The organism is Isoptericola chiayiensis, from assembly GCF_013149805.1.
Classification (GTDB): domain Bacteria; phylum Actinomycetota; class Actinomycetes; order Actinomycetales; family Cellulomonadaceae; genus Isoptericola; species Isoptericola chiayiensis.
The window spans coordinates 1-21,988 of record NZ_JABEZT010000002.1; the positions used below are offsets into that span (position 1 = coordinate 1).

The 21,988-nt window shown below is 74.2% G+C and carries 21 protein-coding genes and 1 rRNA gene; 19 read left to right on the forward strand and 3 right to left on the reverse strand.

The genetic code is table 11. The annotated features are described in order from the left end of the window. The first annotated feature begins 227 nt into the window (after positions 1-227). The 13 genes from rrf (at position 228) to HDG68_RS03000 (ending at position 13,762) form a co-directional block, all read left to right on the forward strand. Positions 228-344 (forward strand): 5S ribosomal RNA (gene rrf, locus HDG68_RS02940). A gap of 429 nt (positions 345-773) precedes the next feature. Beyond that, a complete protein-coding gene (locus tag HDG68_RS02945; protein ID WP_343037403.1) occupies positions 774-1,544 on the forward strand; it encodes a tetratricopeptide repeat protein in 771 nt (256 codons plus the stop codon). After that, a complete protein-coding gene (locus tag HDG68_RS02950; protein ID WP_172149182.1) occupies positions 1,541-2,551 on the forward strand; it encodes an HAD-IIA family hydrolase in 1,011 nt (336 codons plus the stop codon). The genes HDG68_RS02945 and HDG68_RS02950 overlap by 4 nt, the downstream gene beginning before the upstream one ends. A gap of 84 nt (positions 2,552-2,635) precedes the next feature. Then, positions 2,636-2,842, forward strand: a complete 207-nt coding sequence (locus tag HDG68_RS02955; protein ID WP_172149184.1) for a hypothetical protein — start codon at positions 2,636-2,638, stop codon at positions 2,840-2,842. Then, positions 2,842-3,765 carry a TlyA family RNA methyltransferase gene (locus HDG68_RS02960; RefSeq protein ID WP_172149186.1) on the forward strand — a complete coding sequence of 308 codons (924 nt, stop codon included), beginning with the start codon at positions 2,842-2,844 and terminating at the stop codon, positions 3,763-3,765. The genes HDG68_RS02955 and HDG68_RS02960 overlap by 1 nt, the downstream gene beginning before the upstream one ends. Continuing rightward, entirely contained in the window at positions 3,762-4,718 is a 957-nt protein-coding gene (locus HDG68_RS02965) for an NAD kinase (protein WP_172149188.1), read from the forward strand. The genes HDG68_RS02960 and HDG68_RS02965 overlap by 4 nt, the downstream gene beginning before the upstream one ends. A 2-nt stretch (positions 4,719-4,720) precedes the next feature. After that, positions 4,721-6,427 (forward strand): DNA repair protein RecN, encoded by a 1,707-nt coding sequence (gene recN, locus HDG68_RS02970; RefSeq protein ID WP_172150273.1) that lies wholly within the window; start codon positions 4,721-4,723, stop codon positions 6,425-6,427. Positions 6,428-6,432: 5 nt separating this feature from the next. Beyond that, positions 6,433-7,626 carry a putative cytokinetic ring protein SteA gene (steA, locus tag HDG68_RS02975; RefSeq protein ID WP_172149190.1) on the forward strand — a complete coding sequence of 398 codons (1,194 nt, stop codon included), beginning with the start codon at positions 6,433-6,435 and terminating at the stop codon, positions 7,624-7,626. Positions 7,627-7,673: 47 nt separating this feature from the next. Then, positions 7,674-8,738 (forward strand): copper transporter, encoded by a 1,065-nt coding sequence (locus HDG68_RS02980; protein ID WP_172149192.1) that lies wholly within the window; start codon positions 7,674-7,676, stop codon positions 8,736-8,738. Next, positions 8,738-9,616: a hypothetical protein gene (locus HDG68_RS02985; protein WP_172149194.1), complete on the forward strand. Its 879-nt coding sequence runs from the start codon at positions 8,738-8,740 to the stop codon at positions 9,614-9,616. The genes HDG68_RS02980 and HDG68_RS02985 overlap by 1 nt, the downstream gene beginning before the upstream one ends. Next, on the forward strand, positions 9,613-11,316 hold the full coding sequence (murJ, locus tag HDG68_RS02990; RefSeq protein ID WP_172149196.1) for a lipid II flippase MurJ: 1,704 nt from the start codon (positions 9,613-9,615) through the stop codon (positions 11,314-11,316). Before HDG68_RS02985 ends, murJ begins: the two co-directional genes overlap by 4 nt. Positions 11,317-11,420: 104 nt before the next feature. Next, entirely contained in the window at positions 11,421-13,106 is a 1,686-nt protein-coding gene (gene pyrG / locus HDG68_RS02995) for a CTP synthase (protein ID WP_343037404.1), read from the forward strand. Next, entirely contained in the window at positions 13,103-13,762 is a 660-nt protein-coding gene (locus HDG68_RS03000) for an NUDIX domain-containing protein (protein WP_172149198.1), read from the forward strand. Before pyrG ends, HDG68_RS03000 begins: the two co-directional genes overlap by 4 nt. A gap of 34 nt (positions 13,763-13,796) precedes the next feature. Here HDG68_RS03000 and HDG68_RS03005 read toward each other — a convergent pair whose 3' ends face one another. From HDG68_RS03005 to HDG68_RS03015, 3 genes are all read right to left on the reverse strand, one after another. Further along, a complete protein-coding gene (locus HDG68_RS03005; protein WP_172149200.1) occupies positions 13,797-14,744 on the reverse strand; it encodes a COX15/CtaA family protein in 948 nt (315 codons plus the stop codon). 114 nt (positions 14,745-14,858) lie between these two features. After that, complete coding sequence (locus HDG68_RS03010) at positions 14,859-15,626, reverse strand: ABC transporter permease (protein ID WP_425483720.1); 768 nt, start codon at positions 15,624-15,626, stop codon at positions 14,859-14,861. Further along, the gene (locus HDG68_RS03015) at positions 15,623-16,585 is read right to left on the reverse strand and encodes an ATP-binding cassette domain-containing protein (RefSeq protein WP_172149202.1); all 963 of its coding nucleotides are present in this window, start codon (positions 16,583-16,585) and stop codon (positions 15,623-15,625) included. The genes HDG68_RS03010 and HDG68_RS03015 overlap by 4 nt, the downstream gene beginning before the upstream one ends. Before the next feature lie 62 nt (positions 16,586-16,647). Here HDG68_RS03015 and HDG68_RS03020 point away from each other — a divergent pair, with 62 nt between their 5' ends. The 6 genes from HDG68_RS03020 to sufC all read left to right on the forward strand — a co-directional run bounded on the left by HDG68_RS03020 (position 16,648) and on the right by sufC (position 21,983). After that, positions 16,648-17,271 carry an HdeD family acid-resistance protein gene (locus HDG68_RS03020; protein ID WP_172149204.1) on the forward strand — a complete coding sequence of 208 codons (624 nt, stop codon included), beginning with the start codon at positions 16,648-16,650 and terminating at the stop codon, positions 17,269-17,271. A gap of 189 nt (positions 17,272-17,460) precedes the next feature. Then, on the forward strand, positions 17,461-18,177 hold the full coding sequence (locus HDG68_RS03025) for a helix-turn-helix transcriptional regulator (protein ID WP_172149205.1): 717 nt from the start codon (positions 17,461-17,463) through the stop codon (positions 18,175-18,177). After that, positions 18,174-19,622, forward strand: coding sequence for a Fe-S cluster assembly protein SufB (sufB, locus tag HDG68_RS03030; protein WP_172149206.1), 1,449 nt, complete (start codon positions 18,174-18,176; stop codon positions 19,620-19,622). Before HDG68_RS03025 ends, sufB begins: the two co-directional genes overlap by 4 nt. Position 19,623: 1 nt before the next feature. Then, positions 19,624-20,829: a Fe-S cluster assembly protein SufD gene (gene sufD, locus HDG68_RS03035; RefSeq protein WP_172149207.1), complete on the forward strand. Its 1,206-nt coding sequence runs from the start codon at positions 19,624-19,626 to the stop codon at positions 20,827-20,829. 4 nt (positions 20,830-20,833) lie between these two features. Continuing rightward, entirely contained in the window at positions 20,834-21,181 is a 348-nt protein-coding gene (locus tag HDG68_RS03040) for a Rieske 2Fe-2S domain-containing protein (RefSeq protein ID WP_172149208.1), read from the forward strand. Positions 21,182-21,218: 37 nt separating this feature from the next. Further along, complete coding sequence (gene sufC, locus HDG68_RS03045) at positions 21,219-21,983, forward strand: Fe-S cluster assembly ATPase SufC (protein ID WP_172149209.1); 765 nt, start codon at positions 21,219-21,221, stop codon at positions 21,981-21,983. Positions 21,984-21,988 lie beyond the last annotated feature (5 nt).

Here is a 21,988-nt window from a genome sequence, read left to right on the forward strand (position 1 = left end):
CCACTGGGTAGATAGGCCGGAAGTGGAAGACAGGACCAACGACTGTCGCAGCTGACCGGTACTAATCAGCCGACAACTTCACACACCAACACACTTTGCTACGCGTCCACTGTGCGGTTCCCGAGAAACGGGCACCACCCCCACCCCCCACCACCACCACCACGGTGACCCGGGGACCAGCCAGCCACCAGCGGCCGGCGAAGGGGAACCCGACAACTCGATACAGTTACGGCGGTCACAGCGAAGGGGAAACGCCCGGTCCCATACCGAACCCGGAAGCTCAGCCCTTCAGCGCCGATGGTACTGCCCTGGAAACGGGGTGGGAGAGTAGGACGCCGCCGGACACCCTTCACAGCAGGCCCCCCACACCACCAGGTGCGGGGGGCCTGACTGCTACCCCCACAGATCCCTCCGTTCGTTCGCGGCAGCGGCATCCGCCGTGGGACAATCGGTGGTCGATCCGGAGCGAGAGGACAACAGTGAACGACACGCCGCGTGATGACCGCCGTGGGGGAGAGGAGCGGCCTCGCCGCAGCAGCCCCCGTCGCGGAGGCCCGGACGACCGGGGGGAGGGTCGCGGGCGCCAGGCCGACCGGCGCGGGCGCTCCACCGGAGGTCGGGACGGGGCTCGGCGCGGCGAGTCGGGCGGCGGCCGCCGTGAGCAGGGCCGTCAGCACGGTGGTGACCGTGGCCGGCGTGATGACCGGCACTCGGGCGCACGTGGCGGACCGGCGCAGCGACCCGCCCGCCCCGATCGGCCCACGGAGCCGGAGGTGGCGGAGGACGCCCACATCGGCCAGCTCTCCCGCGAGACCCGTTCGCGGCTGCGGGGTCTGAGCAAGGAGAACGCCGAAGGCGTCGGCGCCCACCTGGTGATGACGGGTCGTCTGCTGGACGTCGACCCCGAGCGCGCCTACCAGCACGCCCAGGCCGCCGTGCGCCGCGCCGGACGTATCGACGTCGTGCGCGAGGCCGCCGGACTGGCGGCGTACGCGTCGGGACGCTACGCCGAGGCGCTGCGCGAGCTGCGCACCGTCCGGCGCCTGAACGGGTCGTCCGAGCACCTGCCGTTGATGGCCGACGCCGAACGCGGTCTCGGCCGCCCGGAGCGCGCCATCGCGCTCGCACGCTCCGAGGAGGCGAGCACGCTCGACGCCGACGCGCGGACCGAGCTCGCGATCGTCGTCAGCGGGGCCCGCAGCGACCTCGGTGAGCACGATGCAGCGCTCGCCGTGCTCGACCGCATCCCGGTCGCCGAACGGCAGGGTGACCTGGGGCTGCGCGTGCTGCAGGCCCGTGCGGTGGCGCTCGAGACCGCCGGCCGGACCGACGAGGCCGCCGAGCTGTTGGCCGGCGTGGACCGTGCCGCCCTGGACCGGGCGCTCGGGGTGGACGACGCGCCGGACGCCGACGTCGTGGTGTTCGACACGTTCGACGAGGAGTCCGCGCCCGCGCCCGCGGACGCCGACGACGACCCGGCGCAGGACGCGGGCTCGGGCGACGCGGCCGGGACGCGGCCGGGTGGCGCCGAGGACGACCGGTGACCGCCACGCTGCGCGCGTGCGGGACGCCGCTCGCCGAGGCGTACGACCTGGCTCTGGTCGACCTCGACGGCGTCGCCTACGCCGGGCACCTGCCCATCGAGCACGCTGCTGCGAGCCTCGTGGCTGCCCGCGAGCGCGGCCTGGCGCAGGTGTTCGTGACGAACAACGCCTCGCGGGAGCCCGAGGACGTGGCCGGGCAGCTGTCCGAGCTGGACATCCCGACCCGCCCGGACGACGTCATGACGGCGGCGCAGGCGTGCGCGGCCCTGCTGCGCACCCGCCTCGAACCGGGTGCCCGCGTGCTCGTGGTCGGGGGCGCCGGGCTGGTCACCGCCGTGCGCAAGGCCGGTTTCGACGTCGTGCGCTCCGCGCAGGACGATCCCGCGGCGGTCGCCCAGGGCTACGCCGCCGAGCTCGGCTGGCACGACCTGGCCGAGGCCGCCTACGCGGTGGCCGCCGGCGCCTGGCACGTGGCGAGCAACCGGGACATGTCGCTGCCCACCGCCCGGGGGTTCGCACCCGGCAACGGTGCGCTCGTCGCCGCCGTGGTGGCGGCCACGGGGGTGGAGCCCGACAGCGCCGGCAAGCCCGCCCCGACGATGTACCGGTTGGCCGTCGACGAGCACGGGGCCGAGCGCCCGCTGGTGATCGGCGACCGTCTCGACACGGACCTGGCCGGGGCGCGGTCGGCCGGCTACCCGGGGCTGCACGTGCTCACGGGGGTCTCCTCGGCGCGCGACGCCGTCCTGGCGTCCCCGGGTCTGCGCCCCGACTTCGTCGGAGCCGACCTGCGCTCGCTGCTCGAGCCGCACCCCGCGCCCGAGCAGGAGGACGGCTGGTGGCGCTGCGGCGGTCGAGCGGCCCGTGTCGTGGACGACCGCCTCGAGCTGGACCGTGAGGGACCCGCGGGCATCGACCTGGTGCGGGCCGCCTGCGCCGCAGCCTGGGACGCCGTCGACGCCGGGACCCGGCTGGACGCGGAATCCGTCCCGGACCTGCAGGGCTGACCCCGGGCCGTGCGCCGTCCGGGTCCTGCGCCCACCAGCAGGTAGCGTTTGACCCGGACCGTCCGGGAGCGAGAGGAGGGGGACATGACCCAGGATCCGACCGGGACCAGGCCTGCGCCGTCCGGCCGCGAGTCCGAGGTCGTCTCGGACCTCCGTGACCTCGCCGACCTCCCCGTGGCCGAGCACGCGGCACGCTTCGACGCCGTGCACGACCGTCTGCGCGCCCGGCTCGACCAGGACGACGAGACCACGAGCCCGGAGGCGGGCGACGCCGACAGGACGGGGCGCTGATGCCCGGCCGCGTGGACGTCGAGCTCGTGCGGCGCGGCCTCGCCCGGTCCCGGGCGCAGGCCGCCGCTCTCGTGAGCTCGGGCAGGGTGCTGTCCGACGGCCGACCGGTCGCCAAGCCCGCCGCCCCGACCGGACCGGACACCGTGCTGGCCGTGGTCCCGGACGCCGACGACGCCGGGCACGTCTCGCGCGCGGGCGGCAAGCTGGCCGGCGCCCTGGACGCGCTGGCCGCGCACCCGCGGGGCAGCGGCGTCACCGACCGGGTGCAGGACGGCGTGTGCCTCGACCTGGGGGCCTCGACGGGCGGGTTCACCGACGTCCTGCTGCGCCGCGGTGCCGCCGGCGTCGTCGCCCTCGACGTGGGGCACGGCCAGCTCGTGCCCGAGCTGCGCGCCGACCCGCGCGTCGCCGTCGTCGAGGGCTTCAACGTCCGCGACCTGACGGCCGACGACCTGCAGTCCCCGCCGGACCTGGTGGTGGGGGACCTGTCGTTCATCTCGCTGCGCCTCGTGGTGCCTGCCGTCGCCCGGTCCGTCGGCGCCGGCGTCCCGGCGGTGCTGCTCGTCAAGCCGCAGTTCGAGGTGGGACGCGAACGACTCGGGCACGGCGGCGTGGTGCGCGACCCGGCGCTGCACGTCCGCAGCGTCGTCGATGTCGCGGCGGCCGCCCGGCACGTCGGCCTGGTGCCGCGCGGAGTCGTGCCGTCCCCGCTGCCCGGCCCGAGCGGCAACCGGGAGTACTTCGTGTGGTTCGTCCGGGCCGACGACCCGAGCGTGGAGGCCCCGCCGACGGGACCGGTGCCACCCGGCGCCGGACCGGACGACGCCGTGGTCGCTGCGGCCGAGCGGGCCGTCGCGTGGCAGCCGGGTGACGGGCTGCCGCCGGTCGAGCTGTGCGGCACCGTCGCGGGAGGAGCGTCATGACCCGGCGGGTGCTCATCGTCACGCACGGCGGTCGGCCGGAGGCGGTGGCCGCCATGTCCGAGGCCGTCGAGGAGCTTGAGCGCGCCGGGTTCGAGGTGGCGCTGCACGACGACGACCTCGCCGAGTCGTTCGGCGACCAGATGTCCGCCGCGCGTCTGAGCGAGGGGGTCGCGGAGTCCGAGGTCGTCATGGTGCTCGGCGGGGACGGCACGATCCTGCGGGCCGCCGAGCTGACGCACGGCAGCCGGGTCCCGCTCCTCGGCGTGAACCTGGGCCACGTCGGCTTCCTCGCCGAGTCGGAGCGGGAGAACCTGCACGACGCCGTGCGCCGCGTCGCCGCTCGCGACTACGTCGTCGAGGAGCGGTGCGTCGTCGACGTCGTCGTCGAACGCCCCGGCGAGTCCGAACCCGTCACCGGCTGGGCACTGAACGAGGCCACGGTGGAGAAGGCCTCCCGCGAACGGGTGATGGAGGTGGGTATCGGCGTCGACGGACGTCCGCTCAGCTCGTTCGGGTGCGACGGCGTGGTCGTCTCGACGGCCACCGGGTCGACGGCGCACGCCTTCTCGGCGGGCGGGCCGGTCATGTGGCCCGACGTGGACGCCGTGCTGCTGGTCCCGCTGGCGGCGCACGCGCTGTTCGCCCGACCGCTGGTGATCGGTCCGGGATCGTCCTACACGGTGAAGATCCTCGACCGCAGCCCGGTGCCGGGTGTGCTCGCCTGCGACGGCCGGCGCACCATCGAGCTGCCCGTCGGGTCCCGGGTGCACGTGCGCCGGGGTGCCGTGCCGCTGCGGTTCGCGCGGCTGGCGCACGCGCCGTTCACGGACCGGCTCGTCTCGAAGTTCAACCTGCCGGTGATCGGCTGGCGCGAGGCGGCCGCGGACGGTGCGCGGCGGCCGGCGCGGGCCCGCGGCGAGGCCGCGACCGACCACCACGAGAAGGAGGCGTGAGGGTGCTCGAGGAGATCGCGATCGAGGACCTCGGGGTGATCCGCGCGGCGCGGGTCCCGCTGTCCGCCGGGCTGACGGTCATCACGGGTGAGACCGGTGCCGGCAAGACGATGGTCCTGACCGGTCTGGGGCTGCTGATGGGCGGCAAGGCCGACCCGGGCGGCGTCCGGCCGGGTGCGGAGCGCGCCGTCGTGGAGGGGCGGCTCGACCTGAGCCGTTTCCCGTCCGTCGCCGCCCGGGTGGACGACGCCGGCGGCACGGTCGACGACGACGGCAGCGTCGTCGTGCTGCGCACGGTGGCGGGCGGTCGTTCCCGCGCCCACCTGGGCGGTCGGGGCGTGCCGCAGGGGGTGCTCGCCGAGATCGCCGACGAGCTCGTGACGGTCCACGGCCAGGCAGACCAGCTGCGGCTGCGCACGCCCGGCAAGCAGCGCGAGGCGCTCGACCGCTTCGCGGGGCGGGCACACGCCCAGGTGCTGGCGGACTACCGGGCGGCCTGGTCCGAGCGGGCCGGTCTGCAGTCCGAGATCGAGAACCTCACGGCTCGCGCGGCGGAGCGGGCGCGGGAGGCCGAGCTGTTGCGCCTCGGGCTGGCCGAGGTCGAGCGCATCGACCCCCAACCGGGTGAGGACGTCGAGCTGACGACGCTCGTCGGTCGGCTCGGCAACGCCGAGCAGCTGCGCCAGGGCGCCCAGCTCGCGCACGACGCCGTCGCCGGCGAGGACATGGAGACCGAGGGGTCGGCCGTGCACGCGGTCGAGCGGGCGCGGCGGGCGCTGGACGCCGTGGCCGGCGACGACCCCGCGCTGGCCGAGCAGGTCGGCCGCCTCACCGAGGCGGGGTACGTGCTGGCGGACGTCGCCACCGAGCTCTCCTCGTACGTCGCGGACCTGCAGGCCGACCCCGCCGCCCTGGAGACCGCGCACGCCCGCCTGGCCGAGCTCGGGACGTTGACGCGCAGCTACGGGGACACCGTCGACGACGTCCTGCGCTGGTCCTCCGAGGCGGGGCTGCGGCTGCTGGACCTGGACGACGGCGGCGAGCGCGTCGAGGCGATGCGCGGGCGGGTCGCGGAGCTGGACGAGCGGCTCGCGGAGCTGGCCGAGCAGGTCACCCGGGGCCGGTCGACAGCGGCCGGACGCCTCGCCGAGGCCGTCACCGCCGAGCTCGGCGGGCTCGCGATGGGCGGCGCCAGCCTGCAGGTGAGCGTGCTGCCGGCCGAGCCCGGCCCGCAGGGCGCCGACCAGGTGTCCTTCGAGCTGGTGGCCCACCCCGGGGCTCCGGCGCGGCCCCTGGGCAAGGGCGCCTCGGGCGGTGAGCTGTCCCGCGTGATGCTCGCCGTCGAGGTGGCGTTGGCCACGGCCGCGGACGACGCCGCGGGCACGGTGCTGCCCACGTTCGTCTTCGACGAGGTGGACGCCGGCGTCGGTGGCCGGGCCGCCGTCGAGGTGGGCCGCCGTCTGGCCGCGCTCGCCCGGCGCACGCAGGTGGTGGTGGTCACGCACCTGGCGCAGGTCGCGGCGTTCGCGGACACCCACCTGGTGGTGACCAAGTCCACCGACGACGTCGACACCGTCACGGGCGTGCGCCCCGTCGTCGACGACGACCGGGTGCGCGAGCTGGCGCGGATGCTCTCCGGGCAGGACGGTTCCGAGACGGCTCGTCAGCACGCGGTGGAACTGCTGGAGTCCTCCGCCGTGGGACGATGAGCCCGATGAGACCGATCCTGCGCCGGGCCGACCGGGCCCCCGAGACCAGCGACGACACCGCCGAGCCGGGTGGCCCGGCGCGCGTCGGTGCGCGGACGAAGGACCTGACCAAGCGGCTCCGGGCCGGTGACGTGGCGATCATCGACCACGCCGACGTCGACCGGGTCGCCGCCGACGCCCTCGTCGCCGCCGGCCCGTGCGCGGTGCTCAACGCCGCGGCGTCGACCACCGGCCGCTACCCCAACGCCGGTCCGGACATCCTCGTGCGTGCGGGCATCGTGCTCATCGACGCCCTCGGACCGCAGATCATGGACGTCGCCGAGGGCGCCCGCGTGACGTTCGACGGCGGCACGGTGCTGGTCGACGGCACCGAGTACGCCACGGGCACCCGCCAGACCCCCGAGACGATCGAGCGGGACCTGGCCGCGGCACGCGAGGGGCTGTCCGACGAGATCGAGAGCTTCGCGGAGAACACCCTCACCTACCTGCGCCGGGAGCGGGACCTGCTGCTCGACGGCGTCGGCGTGCCCGACGTGCGCACCCGCTTCGAGGGGCGCCACGTGCTGATCGTGGTGCGCGGCTACCACTACCGCGAGGACCTCGCGATGCTGCGGTCCTACATCGCCGAGAACCGGCCCGTGCTCGTCGGCGTGGACGGCGGGGCCGACGCGATCCTGGACGCCGGGATGCAGCCCGACATGATCGTCGGCGACATGGACTCGGTCTCGGACAAGGCGTTGACCAGCGGCGCCGAGATCGTCGTCCACGCCTACCGCGACGGCAACGCCCCGGGCATGGACCGGGTGCGGGCGCTCGGGGTCGACCCGGTCCCGTTCCCGGCGACCGGGACCAGCGAGGACATCGCGATGCTGCTCGCCGACGACAAGGACGCCGAGCTGATCGTCGCCGTCGGGACCCACGCCACCCTGGTGGAGTTCCTCGACAAGGGGCGTGCCGGCATGGCCAGCACGTTCCTGACGCGCCTACGGGTGGGTGGCAAGCTCGTCGACGCCAAGGGCGTCTCGCGCCTGTACCGGACCCGGATCTCCAACCTCCAGCTGACGCTGCTGTCGCTTGCCGGCGTCGCCGCCGTCCTCGCCGCGCTCTGGTCCACGGCCGCCGGGCAGACGGCGTTCGGACTCGTCGGCGCGCAGTTCGACGACATCGTGTCGTGGGTCGGTAGCCTCTTCGGCGGCTGAGCGCCGCCGGCACGACCCACCCCTCATCAAGGAGCCCGCAGAACCCCGTGATCGACTTCCGATACCACCTCGTCTCGCTGATCAGCGTCTTCCTCGCGCTCGCGGTCGGCATCATCCTCGGCGCCGGGCCGCTGCAGAACGCCATCGGCGACCAGCTGACCGACCAGGTGGAGGCGCTGCGCGACGAGCGCACGGCCCTGCGCGACAGTCTCGCCGAGACCGAGGCGGAGCTGTCCGACCAGAACGCGTTCGCCCTGGCGGCGGGTGCCGAGTTGGTCGACGGATCGCTGGACGGCGTGGCCGTCGCGGTGGTCGACGCGGACGCGGTGCCCGACACCCTGGAGATCGAGGTCGTCAACCAGCTGGAGGCGGCCGGTGCCCGTGTCGTCGCCCAGACCTCCCTGACCCCGGCGTGGTCGTCGCTCGAGGACGAGGTGCTGCGGGGCACGGTGGCGGACGGGCAGCGCTCGCAGCTGGGCGACCTGGTGCCGCAGGACGCCACCACGTCCGAGGTGCTCGGCACCGTCCTGGGGCTGTCGCTGACCGAGGCCGACGCGCAGGGCTCCGGCGCTCGCGCGGAACGCGCGGTCGAGCTCTACCAGCTGCTGGCGTCCGTGGGCCTGCTGGAGTCGCGGTTCGCGCCGTCCGCCCCCGCCGACGCCGTGCTCCTCCTGGCCCCGGGTGGTGAGGACGCCGCGGCGACCGCCTCGCCCGACGACGAGGCGCCCGCGGAGGACGTCGACATGGTCAGCACGGTCTCCGCTCTCGAGGAGATCGCCGGGACGACGGTCGTGGCCGGACCGACGCTCCTCGAGGGCGACCTGGTGGCCGACGTCCGCGGCGACGAGCAGGTGGCGGAGTCCGTGAGCACCGTCAGCGGGATCGAGCAGGAGATCCTGCGCATGGACGTGCCCCTGGCCCTCGCCGCGCAGCACGCGGGACAGGTGGGGCACTACGGCTTCGAGGAGGGCGCCACGCCGGTGCCGCCCGCCGTGGACCTGAGCGCCGGGGACGACACCTCCGACGGCGCCGACGACAGCGGGGACGACTCCGGGACCGACGGCTCCGGGGCGCAGGACGCCACCGGTGACGAGACGGAGGAGAGCTCCTGATGGGGCTGGGCCGGGTCCTGCTGGCCGCCGGTGCCGCGGCGGCCGCCACGGCCGTGAGCCGACGCCTCCTGGCGGCCGCGCCCCCCGGGGGTGCGACGCGCTGGGAACGGACCAACCATCGCGGCGAGACGGTCTCGATGCTGGAGGGCCCCGCCGTCGCCGTCGGTCTCGTCGGCGGCGCCCTCGCGGCGTCGGGCGAGGCGCGGTCGCGGGTCGCGGTCGCCCTGGCCACGGCGGGCGGCGGCGCGTTCGGCGTCGTCGACGACCTGGCGGAGGACACCGCCGTGCGGACCAAGGGGCTGCGCGGCCACCTGGGCGCTCTGGCCCGGGGGCGGGTGACGACCGGAGGGCTCAAGGTCCTGGGCATCACGGCGACCTCGCTCGCCGCCGCCGCGGTCGCGCCGCCCCGGGGGAGGGCCGGGGTCCGGCGCGCGGCCGACGTCCTGGTCGACGGCGCGCTGATCGCGGGCACGGCGAACCTCGTCAACCTGCTGGACCTGCGCCCGGGCCGTGCCCTGAAGGCCTCGCTGGCGCTGGCGGCGCCCGCGGGCGTCGCACCCGGCGGCGGCGCGCTGCTGGGCGCCGGCGCGGCCGCCGCGTCCCGGGACCTCGCCGAGTCGGACATGCTCGGTGACGGTGGGGCGAACGCGCTCGGCGCCTACGTGGGGGCCCGCTGGGTCGTCGCCGCACCGCGGCCCGTGCGTCTCGCCGCGCTCGCCGCCGTCGTCGGGCTGACGCTGGTCTCGGAACGCGTGAGCTTCTCGGCCGTGATCGACCGCACCCCGTGGCTGCACCGGATCGACCAGGTCGGACGGCGGCCCGCGCCGGCGCCCGCCACCGTGCCGCCGGGGGAGCAGGGCGAGGGCTCCGCGGCGTGAGCGGGCCGGACGGGACGGCCGGGCGCCGCGCCGCGACGACGATCGCCGGGGCCGCGGTGCTCATCACCGTCGTGACCCTGGCGAGCCGGGTCGTCGGCTTCGGGCGGTGGCTCGCCCAGGCGCACTACGTCGGCACCGACGGCGTCGACGCGCCGCTCAACGCCGCCAACCTGCTGCCCAACGTCCTGTTCGAGATCGCCGCGGGCGGCGCGCTGACCGGCGCGGTCGTCCCCCTGCTGTCCGGGTTCCTGGTGCGGGGAGACCGGGCGAACGCCTCGCGCACGGCGTCCGCCCTGCTCGGCTGGACCGTCGTCGTGCTGGTGCCGGTCGGTGCGCTGATGGCGCTGCTGGCGGACCCGCTGGCCGAGTACGTGCTGCGACTGCACGACCCGGTCAACATCGCGGTCGCCGCGGACTTCCTGCGGGTGTTCGCCGTCCAGATCCCGCTCTACGGCCTCGCCGTCGTGCTCGGCGGCGTCCTGCAGGCGCACCGCCGGTTCTTCTGGCCGGCGTTCAGCCCGCTCGTGTCCAGCGTCGTGGTGATCGGGGTCTACGCCCGGTTCGGCGCGCTGGCCGACGGCAACCAGCAGGACGTGGCCGCCCTGACGTCCGAGGCGCTCGGCTGGCTGGCGTGGGGCATGACGGCCGGCGTCGCCTTCCTCGCCCTGCCGCTCGTCGTCCCGGTGCTGCGCACCGGGCTGCGCCTGCGCCCGACCCTGCGCTTCCCGGCGGGGGAGGGCCGGCGTGCGGCACGGCTCGCCTCGGCGGGCGTCGGAGCGCTCGTCGCCCAGCAGCTCGCTCTGCTGGCGACCATGGCGTCGGCCAACGAGGCCGGCGGCGACGGGACCTGGACGATCTTCCTGTACGCGCAGAACGTCTACTTCCTGCCCTACGCCGTGCTGGCGTTCCCGATCGCCACCAGCGCCTTCCCGCAGTTCTCGGCGCTGGCCGCGGAGGGCCGGAGCGACGACCTCGCGCGGCTGGTGTCCTCGACGACGCGGGTGCTGGTCGTGGTGTCGGTGGCCGGTGCCGCGGCGCTCGTGGCCGCCGCGCCGCTGGTGGAGAACGTCTTCGACCTGATCATGGCGGAGGGGTCCGACGCCGGCGGGATGGCCGTCGCGCTGACCTGGATGGCGCCCGGCCTGCTCGGCTACGCGCTCATCCTGCAGCTGTCCCGGCTGCTGTACGCGGTCGGGGCGGCCCGGGCGGCGGTCGTCGCGACGGCCTCCGGCTGGCTGGTGGTGGCGGCGGGCACGCTGGTGCCGGTGGTCCTCACGGCGGGCGACGACGGGACGGGTTCGCGCGAGTGGGTGCTGGGCGCCCTCGGCGCGGCGACGACCGTCGGGATGAGCGTGGCCGGTCTGGCCCTGCTGACCGCCGTCCGACGCCGGGTCGGCCCGGCAGCCCTGCGGACGGTGCCGCGCACGCTGCTCGTGGCCCTGCTCGCCGGCGGGTTCGGTGCCGTGCTCGGCCGCTGGAGCGTGCCGGTGGCGGACCGCAGCGTCGCTACCGGGCCGAACGGTGCGGACGGCACGCCCGTGACGACACCGTTCAGCACGGAGGCGATCGTCACGGACATCGGTCTGGGGCTCGTCGCCGGTCTCGTCGCCATGGGGGTCGTGGTGGTCGTGGCCGGCGTGACCGACGCCGCGGTACGGTCCCGGATCTCCGCCGTCGGGCGCCGCCTGCTGCGGCGGTAGTCGCCGCACCTCCCGGCTCCCGGCGCGCCGGTGTGCCGAACGGCACCACGGACCCGGCGCGTCCCGCACGCCGAGCGGCCCGGCGTCGTTTAGCATGGAGTTCCGTGGCTGACACCAACCGAACCTCGTCCCGTTCCTCCAGCCGCGCCGGTGCCTCGCACCTGACGCGCCACATCTTCGTGACGGGTGGTGTCGCCTCCTCCCTCGGCAAGGGGCTGACCGCCTCGTCGCTCGGGCGCCTGCTGCGCTCGCGGGGCCTGCGGGTCACGATGCAGAAGCTCGACCCGTACCTCAACGTGGACCCGGGCACCATGAACCCGTTCCAGCACGGCGAGGTGTTCGTCACCGAGGACGGCGCCGAGACCGACCTCGACATCGGACACTACGAGCGGTTCCTCGACGTGGAGCTGCCGGCGTCGTCCAACGTCACCACCGGCCAGGTCTACTCCCGCGTGATCGCCAAGGAGCGTCGCGGCGAGTACCTCGGCGACACGGTGCAGGTCATCCCGCACATCACCGACGAGATCAAGCTGCGGATGCGGGACCAGGCGGGCCCCGACGTCGACGTGATCATCACCGAGATCGGCGGCACCGTCGGCGACATCGAGTCCCAGCCCTTCCTCGAGGCGGCCCGGCAGGTGCGGCACGAGCTCGGCCGCGACGACTGCTTCTTCCTGCACGTCTCGCTGGTGCCCTACATCGGGCCGTCCGGCGAGCTCAAGACCAAGCCGACCCAGCACTCCGTGGCGGCGCTGCGAAGCATCGGCATCCAGCCGGACGCGATCGTGCTGCGCTCGGACCGCACCGTGCCGACGTCGATCAAGCACAAGATCGCGATGGCCTGCGACGTGGACGACGACGCCGTGGTCAACGCGGCCGACGCCCCGAGCATCTACGACATCCCGCGCGTCGTGCACGGCGAGGGCCTGGACGCCTACGTGGTGCGCCGTCTGGACCTGCCGTTCCACGACGTGGAGTGGGGCGGCTGGAACCGTGTCCTGGAGCGGGTCCACGAGCCGGACCACCACGTCGAGATCGCTCTGGTCGGCAAGTACATCGACCTGCCCGACGCGTACCTGTCGGTGACCGAGGCGCTGCGCGCCGGCGGGTTCGACAACGACGCCCGCGTCGCGATCCGCTGGGTGGCGGCCGACGACTGCCGCACCCCGGCCGGCGCCGAGGAGGCGCTGGCGGGCGTGGACGCGATCCTCGTGCCGGGCGGCTTCGGCGTGCGGGGCATCGACGGCAAGGTCGGCGCCCTGCGGTGGGCCCGCGAGAACCTCGTGCCGACCCTCGGCATCTGCCTGGGCCTGCAGTCGATGGTCATCGAGTACGCGCGCAACGTCCTCGGCCTGTCCGACGCCTCGTCGACCGAGTTCGACCCGGACTCGGCGAACCCGGTGATCGCGACGATGGCGGAGCAGCTCGCGATCGTCGGCGGCGACGGGGACCTGGGTGGCACGATGCGTCTCGGCGCCTACCCCGCCCGCCTGGCGGAGGGGTCGGTGGTCGCTGGGGCGTACGGCGCCACGGAGGTCTCCGAGCGGCACCGGCACCGCTACGAGGTCAACAACCTGTACCGGTCCCGCCTGGAGGAGGCCGGGCTGCGCATCAGCGGCACCTCGCCCGACGGCGACCTCGTGGAGTTCGTCGAGCTCCCGGCGGACACCCACCCGTACTACGTCAGCACCCAGGCCCACCCGGAGTTCAAGTCGCGTCCGACCCGTTCGCACCCGCTGTTCTCCGGCCTGGTCGCCGCCGCGCTCGTGCGGCAGGGCGCGACGGCGTGAGCCGCGGGACCGGGGCCGGGCTCGAGCCCGGCAGGGACGCCGTCGCGCCGCGGCCCGTCGTCTCCCGCACCGCGGTGCACGCGGGCCGGATCTTCGACGTCGTGCGTGACGACGTCGACCTCGGCGACGCCGGCGTCGTCACGCGCGAGTACCTGGACCACCCCGGGGCCGTCGCCGTCGTCGTGCTGGACGACCAGGACCGGGTGCTGCTGCTGCGCCAGTACCGGCACCCCGTGCGGGCGATGATGTGGGAGGTGCCGGCCGGCCTGCTGGACGTGCCCGACGAGCCGGCGGTGGACGCCGCGGCACGCGAGCTGGCCGAGGAGGCCGACCTGCGGGCGCGGCGCTGGGACGTGCTGGTCGACTACGCGACGACGCCCGGTGCGAGCAACGAGTCCGTGCGCATCTTCCTGGCGCGTGACGTCGCGCAGGTCCCGGCGGCCGAGCGGCACGAGCGCACCGGGGAGGAGGCGGAGATCGCCACCCGGTGGGTGCCGCTGGCGGACGCCGTCGACCGGGTGCTGTCCGGCGACCTGCACAACCCGTCGGCCGTGGTGGGGATCCTGGCGGCGGCGGCGAGCCGCGCCGACGGCTGGTCCTCGCTGCGTCCGGTGGACGTGGAGTGGCCCTACCGGCGGGGCGTCCTGCCCGACTGACGGCGAGGCGCGCGCCGCGCCGCGCCCGAGCGGGTCAGGCGCGGGTGCGCAGCCGCAGCACGGCGCGCGCCGTCGCCCAGGTCAGCACTCCGGCGCCGAGCATGTGCAGCCCGACCAGCAGTACGGGCAGGCCCGTGAAGTACTGGGCGTAGCCGATCCCGCCCTGGGCGAGGGTGACGACCAGCAGGAGCCAGGCCCCGCGGCGGGCGCGGCGCACGAGGTCGCCCCCGTCCGCGGCGCGGTGCAGCAGGACCAGCAGCAGCGCGAGCACGCCGACGAACAGCCACACCGAGGCCGAGTGCGCGCGCGTCATGGTCAGGGGGTCGACGGCGAGGCGGTACCCGACCTCGGCGTCCCCGGAGTGCGGGCCGGCACCGGTGACGACCACGCCGAGGCAGATGACGGGCACGACGAGGAGGCCGAGGGCCCACCCGGTCAGGCTGGTGGCCCGTCCGCCCACGGGCGCGGGTGCGCCGTCGCCCTCGCCGTGCCGGTGCAGCAGGTACGTGGAGAGCCACACCAGGGCCGCCGAGACGACGAAGTGCAGGGACACCCAGGCGGGGTGCAGGTCGAGCAGGACGACGACGCCCCCGATGAGCGCCTGGGCCACGACGCCGGCCAGCGGCACCACGCCGAGGACGCGGTAGCGCGGCGACCGCGTGCGGTCCGTCGTCACCAGCAGCAGGACGGCGATCGCGATCGCCGCCAGGACGAACGTCATGAGCCGGTTGCCGAACTCGACGTACGGGTGGATGCCGGCCGCCTCATGGAAGACCGGCGTGAAGCTCCCGGGCTCGCACTGCGGCCAGGTCGAGCAGCCGAGGCCCGACCCGGTGAGCCGGACCGCCCCGCCGGTGACGATGATGCCGATCTGGGCGACGACGTTCGCGACGAGCACGCCGCGCGTCCAGCCGCGGAACCGGGCGAGCCGGTCGCGGCGGGCAGGGGTGCTCGAGGCGTCGACGGGTGCGGGCGTGCTCACGCGGTCCACCGTAGCCCGAACGGCGGGGCGGCCCGGACGCCAGGTCGTCGGTGCCGGTGTGAGATCGGCCCGTCGGACGGTCCGGTCGGGCGCTGCGGGCCGTTGCGGACGGCCTCAGTGCCAGCGGAAGAGTCGCCCGGCCCCGGCGCCGAGCACCGCCGTCCAGCCGAGCAGCACCACGACGGACAGCGGCGGGACGCCGGTACCCAGCAGCGCGCCGCGCAGGCCCTCGCCGAGCGCACCCGACGGCAGGAAGGCGGCCAGGTGGGCGAGCGCCCCGGGGAGCTCGGACGGCGGCACGACGAGCCCGCCGCCGACGACCAGCAGCACCAGCACGAGGTTGGCGACGGCGAGGACGCCCTCGGCCCGCAGCGTGCCGGCGAGCAGCAGCGCCAGCGCGGTGAACGCCGCGGTGCCGAGCAGCACCAGCCCTGCCGCGGGCAGCAGGCCGGACGGCACCGGCTGCCACCCCAGCGCGAGCGCGACGCCGCCGATGACGACGACCTGCACCGCCTCGACGGCGAGCACGCCGAGGATCTTGCCGGCGAGCAGCCCGCCCCGGCCGAGCGGCGTGGTGGCGAGCAGCCGCAGGACGCCGTTGCGGCGGTCGAAGGCCGTCGCGATGGACTGGGACGTGAACGCCGTGGTGACGCACGCCAGGGCGAGGACGCCGGGGGTGACGAAGTCGACGCGCGTCGACGTGCCCGTGTCGAGCTCGACGACGGACGTCTGCACGAGCCCGACCAGGAGGAGCACGGGGAGTGCCACGGTGACCAGCAGCTGTTCGCCGTTGCGCAGGATCGCGCGCGTCTCGAACGCGGCCTGGGTGGCGATCCGCCGGCGGGCGGGGGCGGCCCCGGTGGGCGCCGACGTCATGGTCATCGCAGGTGCCGTCCCGTCAGGTCGAGGAAGACGTCCTCGAGCGTCCGGCGCCCGGTGGTCACGCGGCGCGCGAGCACGCCCTCGCCGGCGAGCCAGTCCGTGACGGCGGCGAGCGCCGAGGGCCCGGTCGCGCCGGTGACCACGTACTCGCCGGGTGCGGACTCCTCGACGTGCCAGCCGCCGTCGTGCCGCGTCCGCTCGAGGTGCGCCCGCAGCGTGGCGGTGTCCAGACCGGGGCGCGCGTCGAGGCGGATGGTGGGTGCCGCGGTGCCGGAGCCGGCCGTGAGCAGCTCGGGGACGGTGCCGGAGGCGATGACCCGGCCGTGGTCGACGACGTGCACGACGTCGGCGAGGTCCTCGGCCTCGTCCATGAGGTGGGTGGTCAGGACGACGGCGACGCCCTCGGACCGCAGCTCGCGCACCAGGTCCCACACGGCGTGGCGCGACTGGGGGTCCATGCCGGCACTGGGTTCGTCGAGGAACACGACGGCGGGGCGTCCGACGACGGCGGTGGCGAGGGCGAGGCGCTGGCGCTGCCCGCCGGAGAGACGGCGCACGGTGGTGCGGGCGAACGAGGTCAGGCCGAGGCGGTCGGCGAGCTCGCCGACGTCGCGGGGGGCGGCGTACATGGTGGCGACGTGCCGCAGCATCTCCAGGGCGCGCACCCCGGTGGGCAGCCCGCCGTCCTGCAGCATGACCCCGACACGGGCGCGGAGCCGGTGCGCGTCGTCGACGGGGTCGAGGCCGAGCACCCGGACCTCGCCGCCGTCGGGGGAGCGCAGGCCCTCGCAGCACTCGACCGTCGTGGTCTTGCCGGCGCCGTTGGGCCCGAGCACCGCGGTGACGGCGCCTTCGGTAGCCTGAAGATCGAGCCCGTCGACGACGTCGCGTCCGCCGTAGGTCTTGCGCAGGCCGCGCACGACGACGGCGGCGCCGGGTGGCGCTTCGATGGTGGGCACCCGAGGATTCTACGGAGTCGCCGAGCAGGACCGAGAACGCGGTACCGAGACCAGGAGAGACGATGACCTTCTACACGTTCGCCCGGCCCGAGGACGTCGCACAGCTGGCGCGTCGGATCTGGTACTGGCCGGTGATCCGCGGGGTGCTGGCCGTCCTGTTCGGGCTGCTGGTGATGTTCCTGCCGCGGGACGTGCCGGGGCTTCTGGTGCAGGTCTTCGGGGTCTTCGTGCTGGTCGACGGCGTGGTCTCGCTGGTGGACGGGCTGCGGCGCCGCGGGACGCAGGCGGGGTCGGTCAACGTCGGCATCGGGGTGGTGGCGGTCGCGTTCGGCGCGGCGCTGCTGTTCCTGCCGGAGGTGTTCCTGACGATCGCGGTGGTGCTCATCGGGATCTGGGCGATGATCTTCGGCCTGCTGCAGGTGTTCGCGGCGTTCGCGGTGCGGGGCAAGGGTGGCGCCTCCTGGCTCCTGAGCCTGCTCTCCGGCGTGCTGTTCGTCGCGCTGGCGGTGGTGTGCTTCGCGAACCCGACGACGGCCCTGACGGCGATGGCGTTCGTGGTGGGCGTGTTCGCGGTGGTCATCGGCGCCGCGCTGATCGCGCTCGGTGTCAAGCTGCGCGGCCTGGGCCGGCAGGGCGGGCCGGGCGGCGGGCACGACGTCATCGAGGGCGAGGTCGTCGACGGGTGACGTCGGGGCTCGACGTCGGGTGACGTCGTGGTGAAACCTGTGTGACGTGCGTCGCACCCGAGCCTGCCACCTGCGGTTCCGTGGTGTCGGTGAGGCTTGCCTTGCTTGACATCCGCCATTACGCAACAAGGATGTTCTGTAATAGGTCGGCAGCAGGCCGGCCCGGCACCGAGCACGGGAGGAGGGTGCATGACGCAGGCACAGGTCGCCCCGCAGCACGTCGCCGGCGACGGTGACGGCACCCGCCGCCGCGTCCTCGAGCTCGTCGCCGAGCGCGGCCCGGTCAGCGCGGCCGAGCTCGCCCGCACCCTGGGCCTGACGGCCGCCGCCGTCCGGCGCCACCTCGGATGTCTCGAGCAGGACGGCACCATCGCCGTGCACGACGCCGGTCCCGCCGGTCACGCCCGTCGCGGACGTCCCGCACGCCGCTACGTGGTCAGCACCAGCGGGCAGGGCGAGCTCGGCGGCGGCTACACCGAGCTGGCGACGCAGGCGATGCGCTACCTGCGCCGCACGGCCGGGGACGACGCCGTGGCCGGGTTCGCCGCCGAGCGCAACGCCGCCGTCGTGCAGCGCTACGCCGGCCGGCTCACCGCGACGGACCCGCACGAGCGGGCCGAGCAGCTCGCGGCGCTGCTGTCCGCCGACGGCTACGCCGCGTCCGTACGGCCCGTCGACGGGCCGCAGGTGCCCACCGTCCAGCTGTGCCAGGGACACTGCCCGGTGCAGCACGCCGCCGAGGAGTTCTCCGAGCTCTGCGAGGCCGAGGCGCGCGGCTTCTCCGAGCTGCTCGGCACCCACGTCCAACGACTCGCGACCCTCGCGGGCGGCGCGCACGCCTGCGTCACCAACATCCCCCTGTCTCCCCCCAACCGCCCCCGCGGCACGCAGGAAGGAACACGATGAGCGCTCCCACCCAGGACGCCCAGCCGGCACCGGAGCAGCGCAGCGACGAGGAGATCATCGCCTCGATCGGTGCCTACGAGTACGGCTGGCGTGACAGCGACGCCGCCGGTGAGGCCGCCGAGCGCGGCCTGAACGAGGCGGTCGTGCGCAACATCTCCGACCGCAAGGACGAGCCGGAGTGGATGCGCAAGCAGCGGCTCAAGGCCCTGCGCCTCTTCGACAAGAAGCCGATGCCGAGCTGGGGCGCCGACCTCACCGGGATCGACTTCGACCGCATCAAGTACTTCGTGCGGTCCACCGAGAAGCAGGCCACCAGCTGGGAGGACCTGCCCGAGGACATCAAGGCGACCTACGACAAGCTCGGCATCCCCGAGGCGGAGAAGCAGCGCCTCGTGGCCGGCGTCGCGGCGCAGTACGAGTCCGAGGTCGTCTACCACCAGATCCGCGAGGACCTGGAGGCCCAGGGCGTCATCTTCGTCGACACCGACACCGGGCTGCGCGATTACCCCGAGCTGTTCGAGGAGTACTTCGGCACGGTCATCCCGGCCGGCGACAACAAGTTCTCCGCGCTGAACTCGGCCGTCTGGTCCGGCGGCTCGTTCGTGTACGTCCCGCCGGGCGTGCACGTCGAGATCCCGCTGCAGGCCTACTTCCGGATCAACACCGAGAACATGGGCCAGTTCGAGCGGACGCTGATCATCGCCGACGAGGGCTCCTACGTGCACTACGTCGAGGGCTGCACGGCGCCGATCTACTCCACCGACTCGCTGCACAGCGCTGTCGTGGAGATCGTCGTCAAGAAGAACGCCCGCGTGCGCTACACGACCATCCAGAACTGGTCGAACAACGTCTACAACCTGGTGACCAAGCGCGCCACGGCCGAGGCAGGCGCCACCATGGAGTGGGTCGACGGCAACATCGGCTCCAAGGTCACCATGAAGTACCCGGCGATCTACCTGCTGGGCGAGCACGCCCGCGGCGAGACGCTGTCCATCGCCTTCGCCGGCGAGGGCCAGCACCAGGACGCCGGCGCCAAGATGGTGCACGCCGCGCCGCGCACGTCGAGCTCCATCGTGTCCAAGTCGGTCGCCCGTGGCGGCGGACGCACGTCCTACCGCGGTCTGGTCCAGGTGCTCGAGGGCGCCGAGGCGTCCGCCTCCAACGTGCTCTGCGACGCGCTGCTCGTCGACCAGATCTCCCGGTCCGACACCTACCCGTACGTCGACGTCCGCGAGGACGACGTGTCCATGGGGCACGAGGCGACGGTGTCCAAGGTGAGCGAGGACCAGCTGTTCTACCTCATGTCCCGAGGCCTGGACGAGACCGAGGCCATGGCCATGATCGTGCGCGGGTTCGTCGAGCCCATCGCGCGCGAGCTGCCCATGGAGTACGCGCTCGAGCTCAACCGCCTCATCGAGCTGCAGATGGAAGGGTCCGTCGGCTGAAATGACTCTCACTACCGATCACACCCGCGCGACGGCCGACGGCACCCACTCCCACGGTGTCGTCCCCGCCGGCTCCCGCGCCGAGCGCAAGACCTCCTTCGACCTGGCGGACATCCCCGTGCCGTCCGGGCGCGAGGAGGAGTGGCGGTTCTCGCCCGTGGCGCGGATCCAGCCGCTGTTCTCCGAGCAGCTCGGCAGCGACGGCGTCGCCGTGACCGTCGAGGCGGCCCCGGAGGTCAAGGTCGAGACCCTCGCCCGCGGTGACGAGCGCCTGGGGCGTGCCGGCAAGCCGGGAGACCGGACCGCCGTCGCCGCCTGGAACGCTGTGGCCGAGGCCACCGCCGTGACGATCCCGGCCGAGGCCGTGGCGTCCGACGTCACCTCCGTGCGCATCGACGGCGTCTCGAAGGACGCCACCGCCGCGCACCTCGTCGTCACCGCCGAGCGGCACTCCGAGGCCGTCGTCGTCATCGACCACCGCGGCGAGGCGCTGCTCAACCAGACCGTCGAGCTCGTCGTCGAGGACGGCGCGCACCTGACGGTCGTGTCCGTCCAGGACTGGGCCGACGGTGCGGTGCACGCCTCCAGCCACCGCGCCGCCATCGGCCGGGACGCCAAGCTCAAGCACGTCGTGGTGACGTTCGGCGGCGACGTCGTGCGGGTCACGCCGGACGCGACCTTCACCGCCGAGGGCGGCGAGGTCGAGATGGTCGGGCTGTACTTCGCCGACGCCGACCAGCACCAGGAGCACCGGCTCTTCGTGGACCACGCCGTGCCGCGCTGCAAGTCCCGCGTCACCTACAAGGGCGCGCTGCAGGGCGCCTCGGCCCACACCGTGTGGGTCGGCGACGTGCTCATCCAGGCCGAGGCCGAGGGCACCGACACCTACGAGCTCAACCGCAACCTCGTCCTGACGGACGGGGCGCGCGCCGACTCGGTGCCGAACCTCGAGATCGAGACCGGCGAGATCGACGGCGCGGGTCACGCGTCGGCGACCGGCCGGTTCGACGACGAGCAGCTCTTCTACCTCATGGCCCGCGGCATCCCCGAGATCGACGCCCGCCGTCTCGTGGTGCGCGGCTTCTTCGCCGAGCTCATCCAGGACATCGGCGTCGCGTCCGTCCAGGACCGGCTGCTGGCCTCGATCGAGGCGGAGCTGGAGAAGTCGATGAGCGTCATCACGGGCGTCGCCCCCGACGCGGAGTGACGACGTGAGCAACCAGATCGCCTGCGCCACCGACGACCTGGCCCCCGAGGAGGCCCTGCTCGTCGAGCTGACGTCCGCCGACGGTGCCGCCGTGCCCGTCGCCGTCGTCCGTGACGAGGACGGCGACTACCACGCCATCAGCGACGTGTGCTCCCACGGGGCCGTCTCGCTGTCCGACGGCGAGGTCGAGGGCTGCCTGGTCGAGTGCTGGCTGCACGGGTCGCAGTTCGACCTGCGCACCGGCCGGCCGCTCCAGCTGCCCGCGATCCAGCCCGTGCCCGTCTACCCGGTGACGGTGGACGGCGACAAGGTGCTCGTCGACATCGACGCACCGCTCGCCGCCGCCTCCTGACCCCCGCCTTTCGAGAACAGACCTGGAGAACCACCTGATGTCCACCCTGGAGATCCGCGACCTGCACGTCAGCGTCGAGACCAAGGAAGGCGCCAAGCCGATCCTGCGCGGTGTCGACCTGACCATCAAGTCCGGCGAGACGCACGCCATCATGGGCCCCAACGGCTCCGGCAAGTCCACCCTGGCCTCCGCCCTGGCCGGCCACCCCAAGTACGAGGTCACCTCGGGCACCGTCACGCTCGACGGCGAGGACGTCCTCGAGATGAGCGTCGACGAGCGCGCCCGGGCCGGCCTCTTCCTGGCCATGCAGTACCCCGTCGAGGTGCCCGGCGTGTCCGTGGCCAACTTCCTGCGCACCGCCAAGACCGCCATCGACGGCGAGGCCCCCGCCCTGCGCCACTGGGGCAAGGAGGTCAAGGGCGCGATGGAGAACCTGCGCATCGACTCCTCCTTCGCCGAGCGCTCCGTCAACGAGGGCTTCTCCGGCGGTGAGAAGAAGCGCCACGAGATCCTGCAGATGGAGCTGTTCAAGCCCCGCTTCGCGATCCTCGACGAGACCGACTCCGGTCTGGACGTCGACGCCCTGCGCGTCGTGTCCGAGGGCGTCAACCGCGCCAAGGAGACCACCGACGTCGGCGTGCTGCTCATCACGCACTACACGCGCATCCTGCGCTACATCAAGCCCGACTTCGTGCACGTCTTCGTCGACGGCAAGATCGCCGAGGAGGGCGGACCCGAGCTCGCCGAGCGGCTCGAGGACGAGGGCTACGACCGCTTCCTGACCGCCGGCGCCACCGCCTGAGCAGG

Excerpts from the sequence above, each read along its gene's own strand:
- HDG68_RS02955 (WP_172149184.1), top strand. The coding sequence starts at position 2,636 with ATGACCCAGGATCCGACCGGGACCAGGCCTGCGCCGTCCGGCCGCGAG.
- HDG68_RS02960 (WP_172149186.1), top strand. The coding sequence starts at position 2,842 with ATGCCCGGCCGCGTGGACGTCGAGCTCGTGCGGCGCGGCCTCGCCCGG.
- HDG68_RS02965 (WP_172149188.1), top strand. The coding sequence starts at position 3,762 with ATGACCCGGCGGGTGCTCATCGTCACGCACGGCGGTCGGCCGGAGGCG.
- steA (WP_172149190.1), top strand. The coding sequence starts at position 6,433 with ATGAGACCGATCCTGCGCCGGGCCGACCGGGCCCCCGAGACCAGCGAC.
- HDG68_RS02985 (WP_172149194.1), top strand. The coding sequence starts at position 8,738 with ATGGGGCTGGGCCGGGTCCTGCTGGCCGCCGGTGCCGCGGCGGCCGCC.
- HDG68_RS03010 (WP_425483720.1), bottom strand. The coding sequence starts at position 15,626 with ATGACCATGACGTCGGCGCCCACCGGGGCCGCCCCCGCCCGCCGGCGG.
- HDG68_RS03020 (WP_172149204.1), top strand. The coding sequence starts at position 16,648 with ATGACCTTCTACACGTTCGCCCGGCCCGAGGACGTCGCACAGCTGGCG.
- HDG68_RS03025 (WP_172149205.1), top strand. The coding sequence starts at position 17,461 with ATGACGCAGGCACAGGTCGCCCCGCAGCACGTCGCCGGCGACGGTGAC.
- sufB (WP_172149206.1), top strand. The coding sequence starts at position 18,174 with ATGAGCGCTCCCACCCAGGACGCCCAGCCGGCACCGGAGCAGCGCAGC.
- sufD (WP_172149207.1), top strand. The coding sequence starts at position 19,624 with ATGACTCTCACTACCGATCACACCCGCGCGACGGCCGACGGCACCCAC.
- sufC (WP_172149209.1), top strand. The coding sequence starts at position 21,219 with ATGTCCACCCTGGAGATCCGCGACCTGCACGTCAGCGTCGAGACCAAG.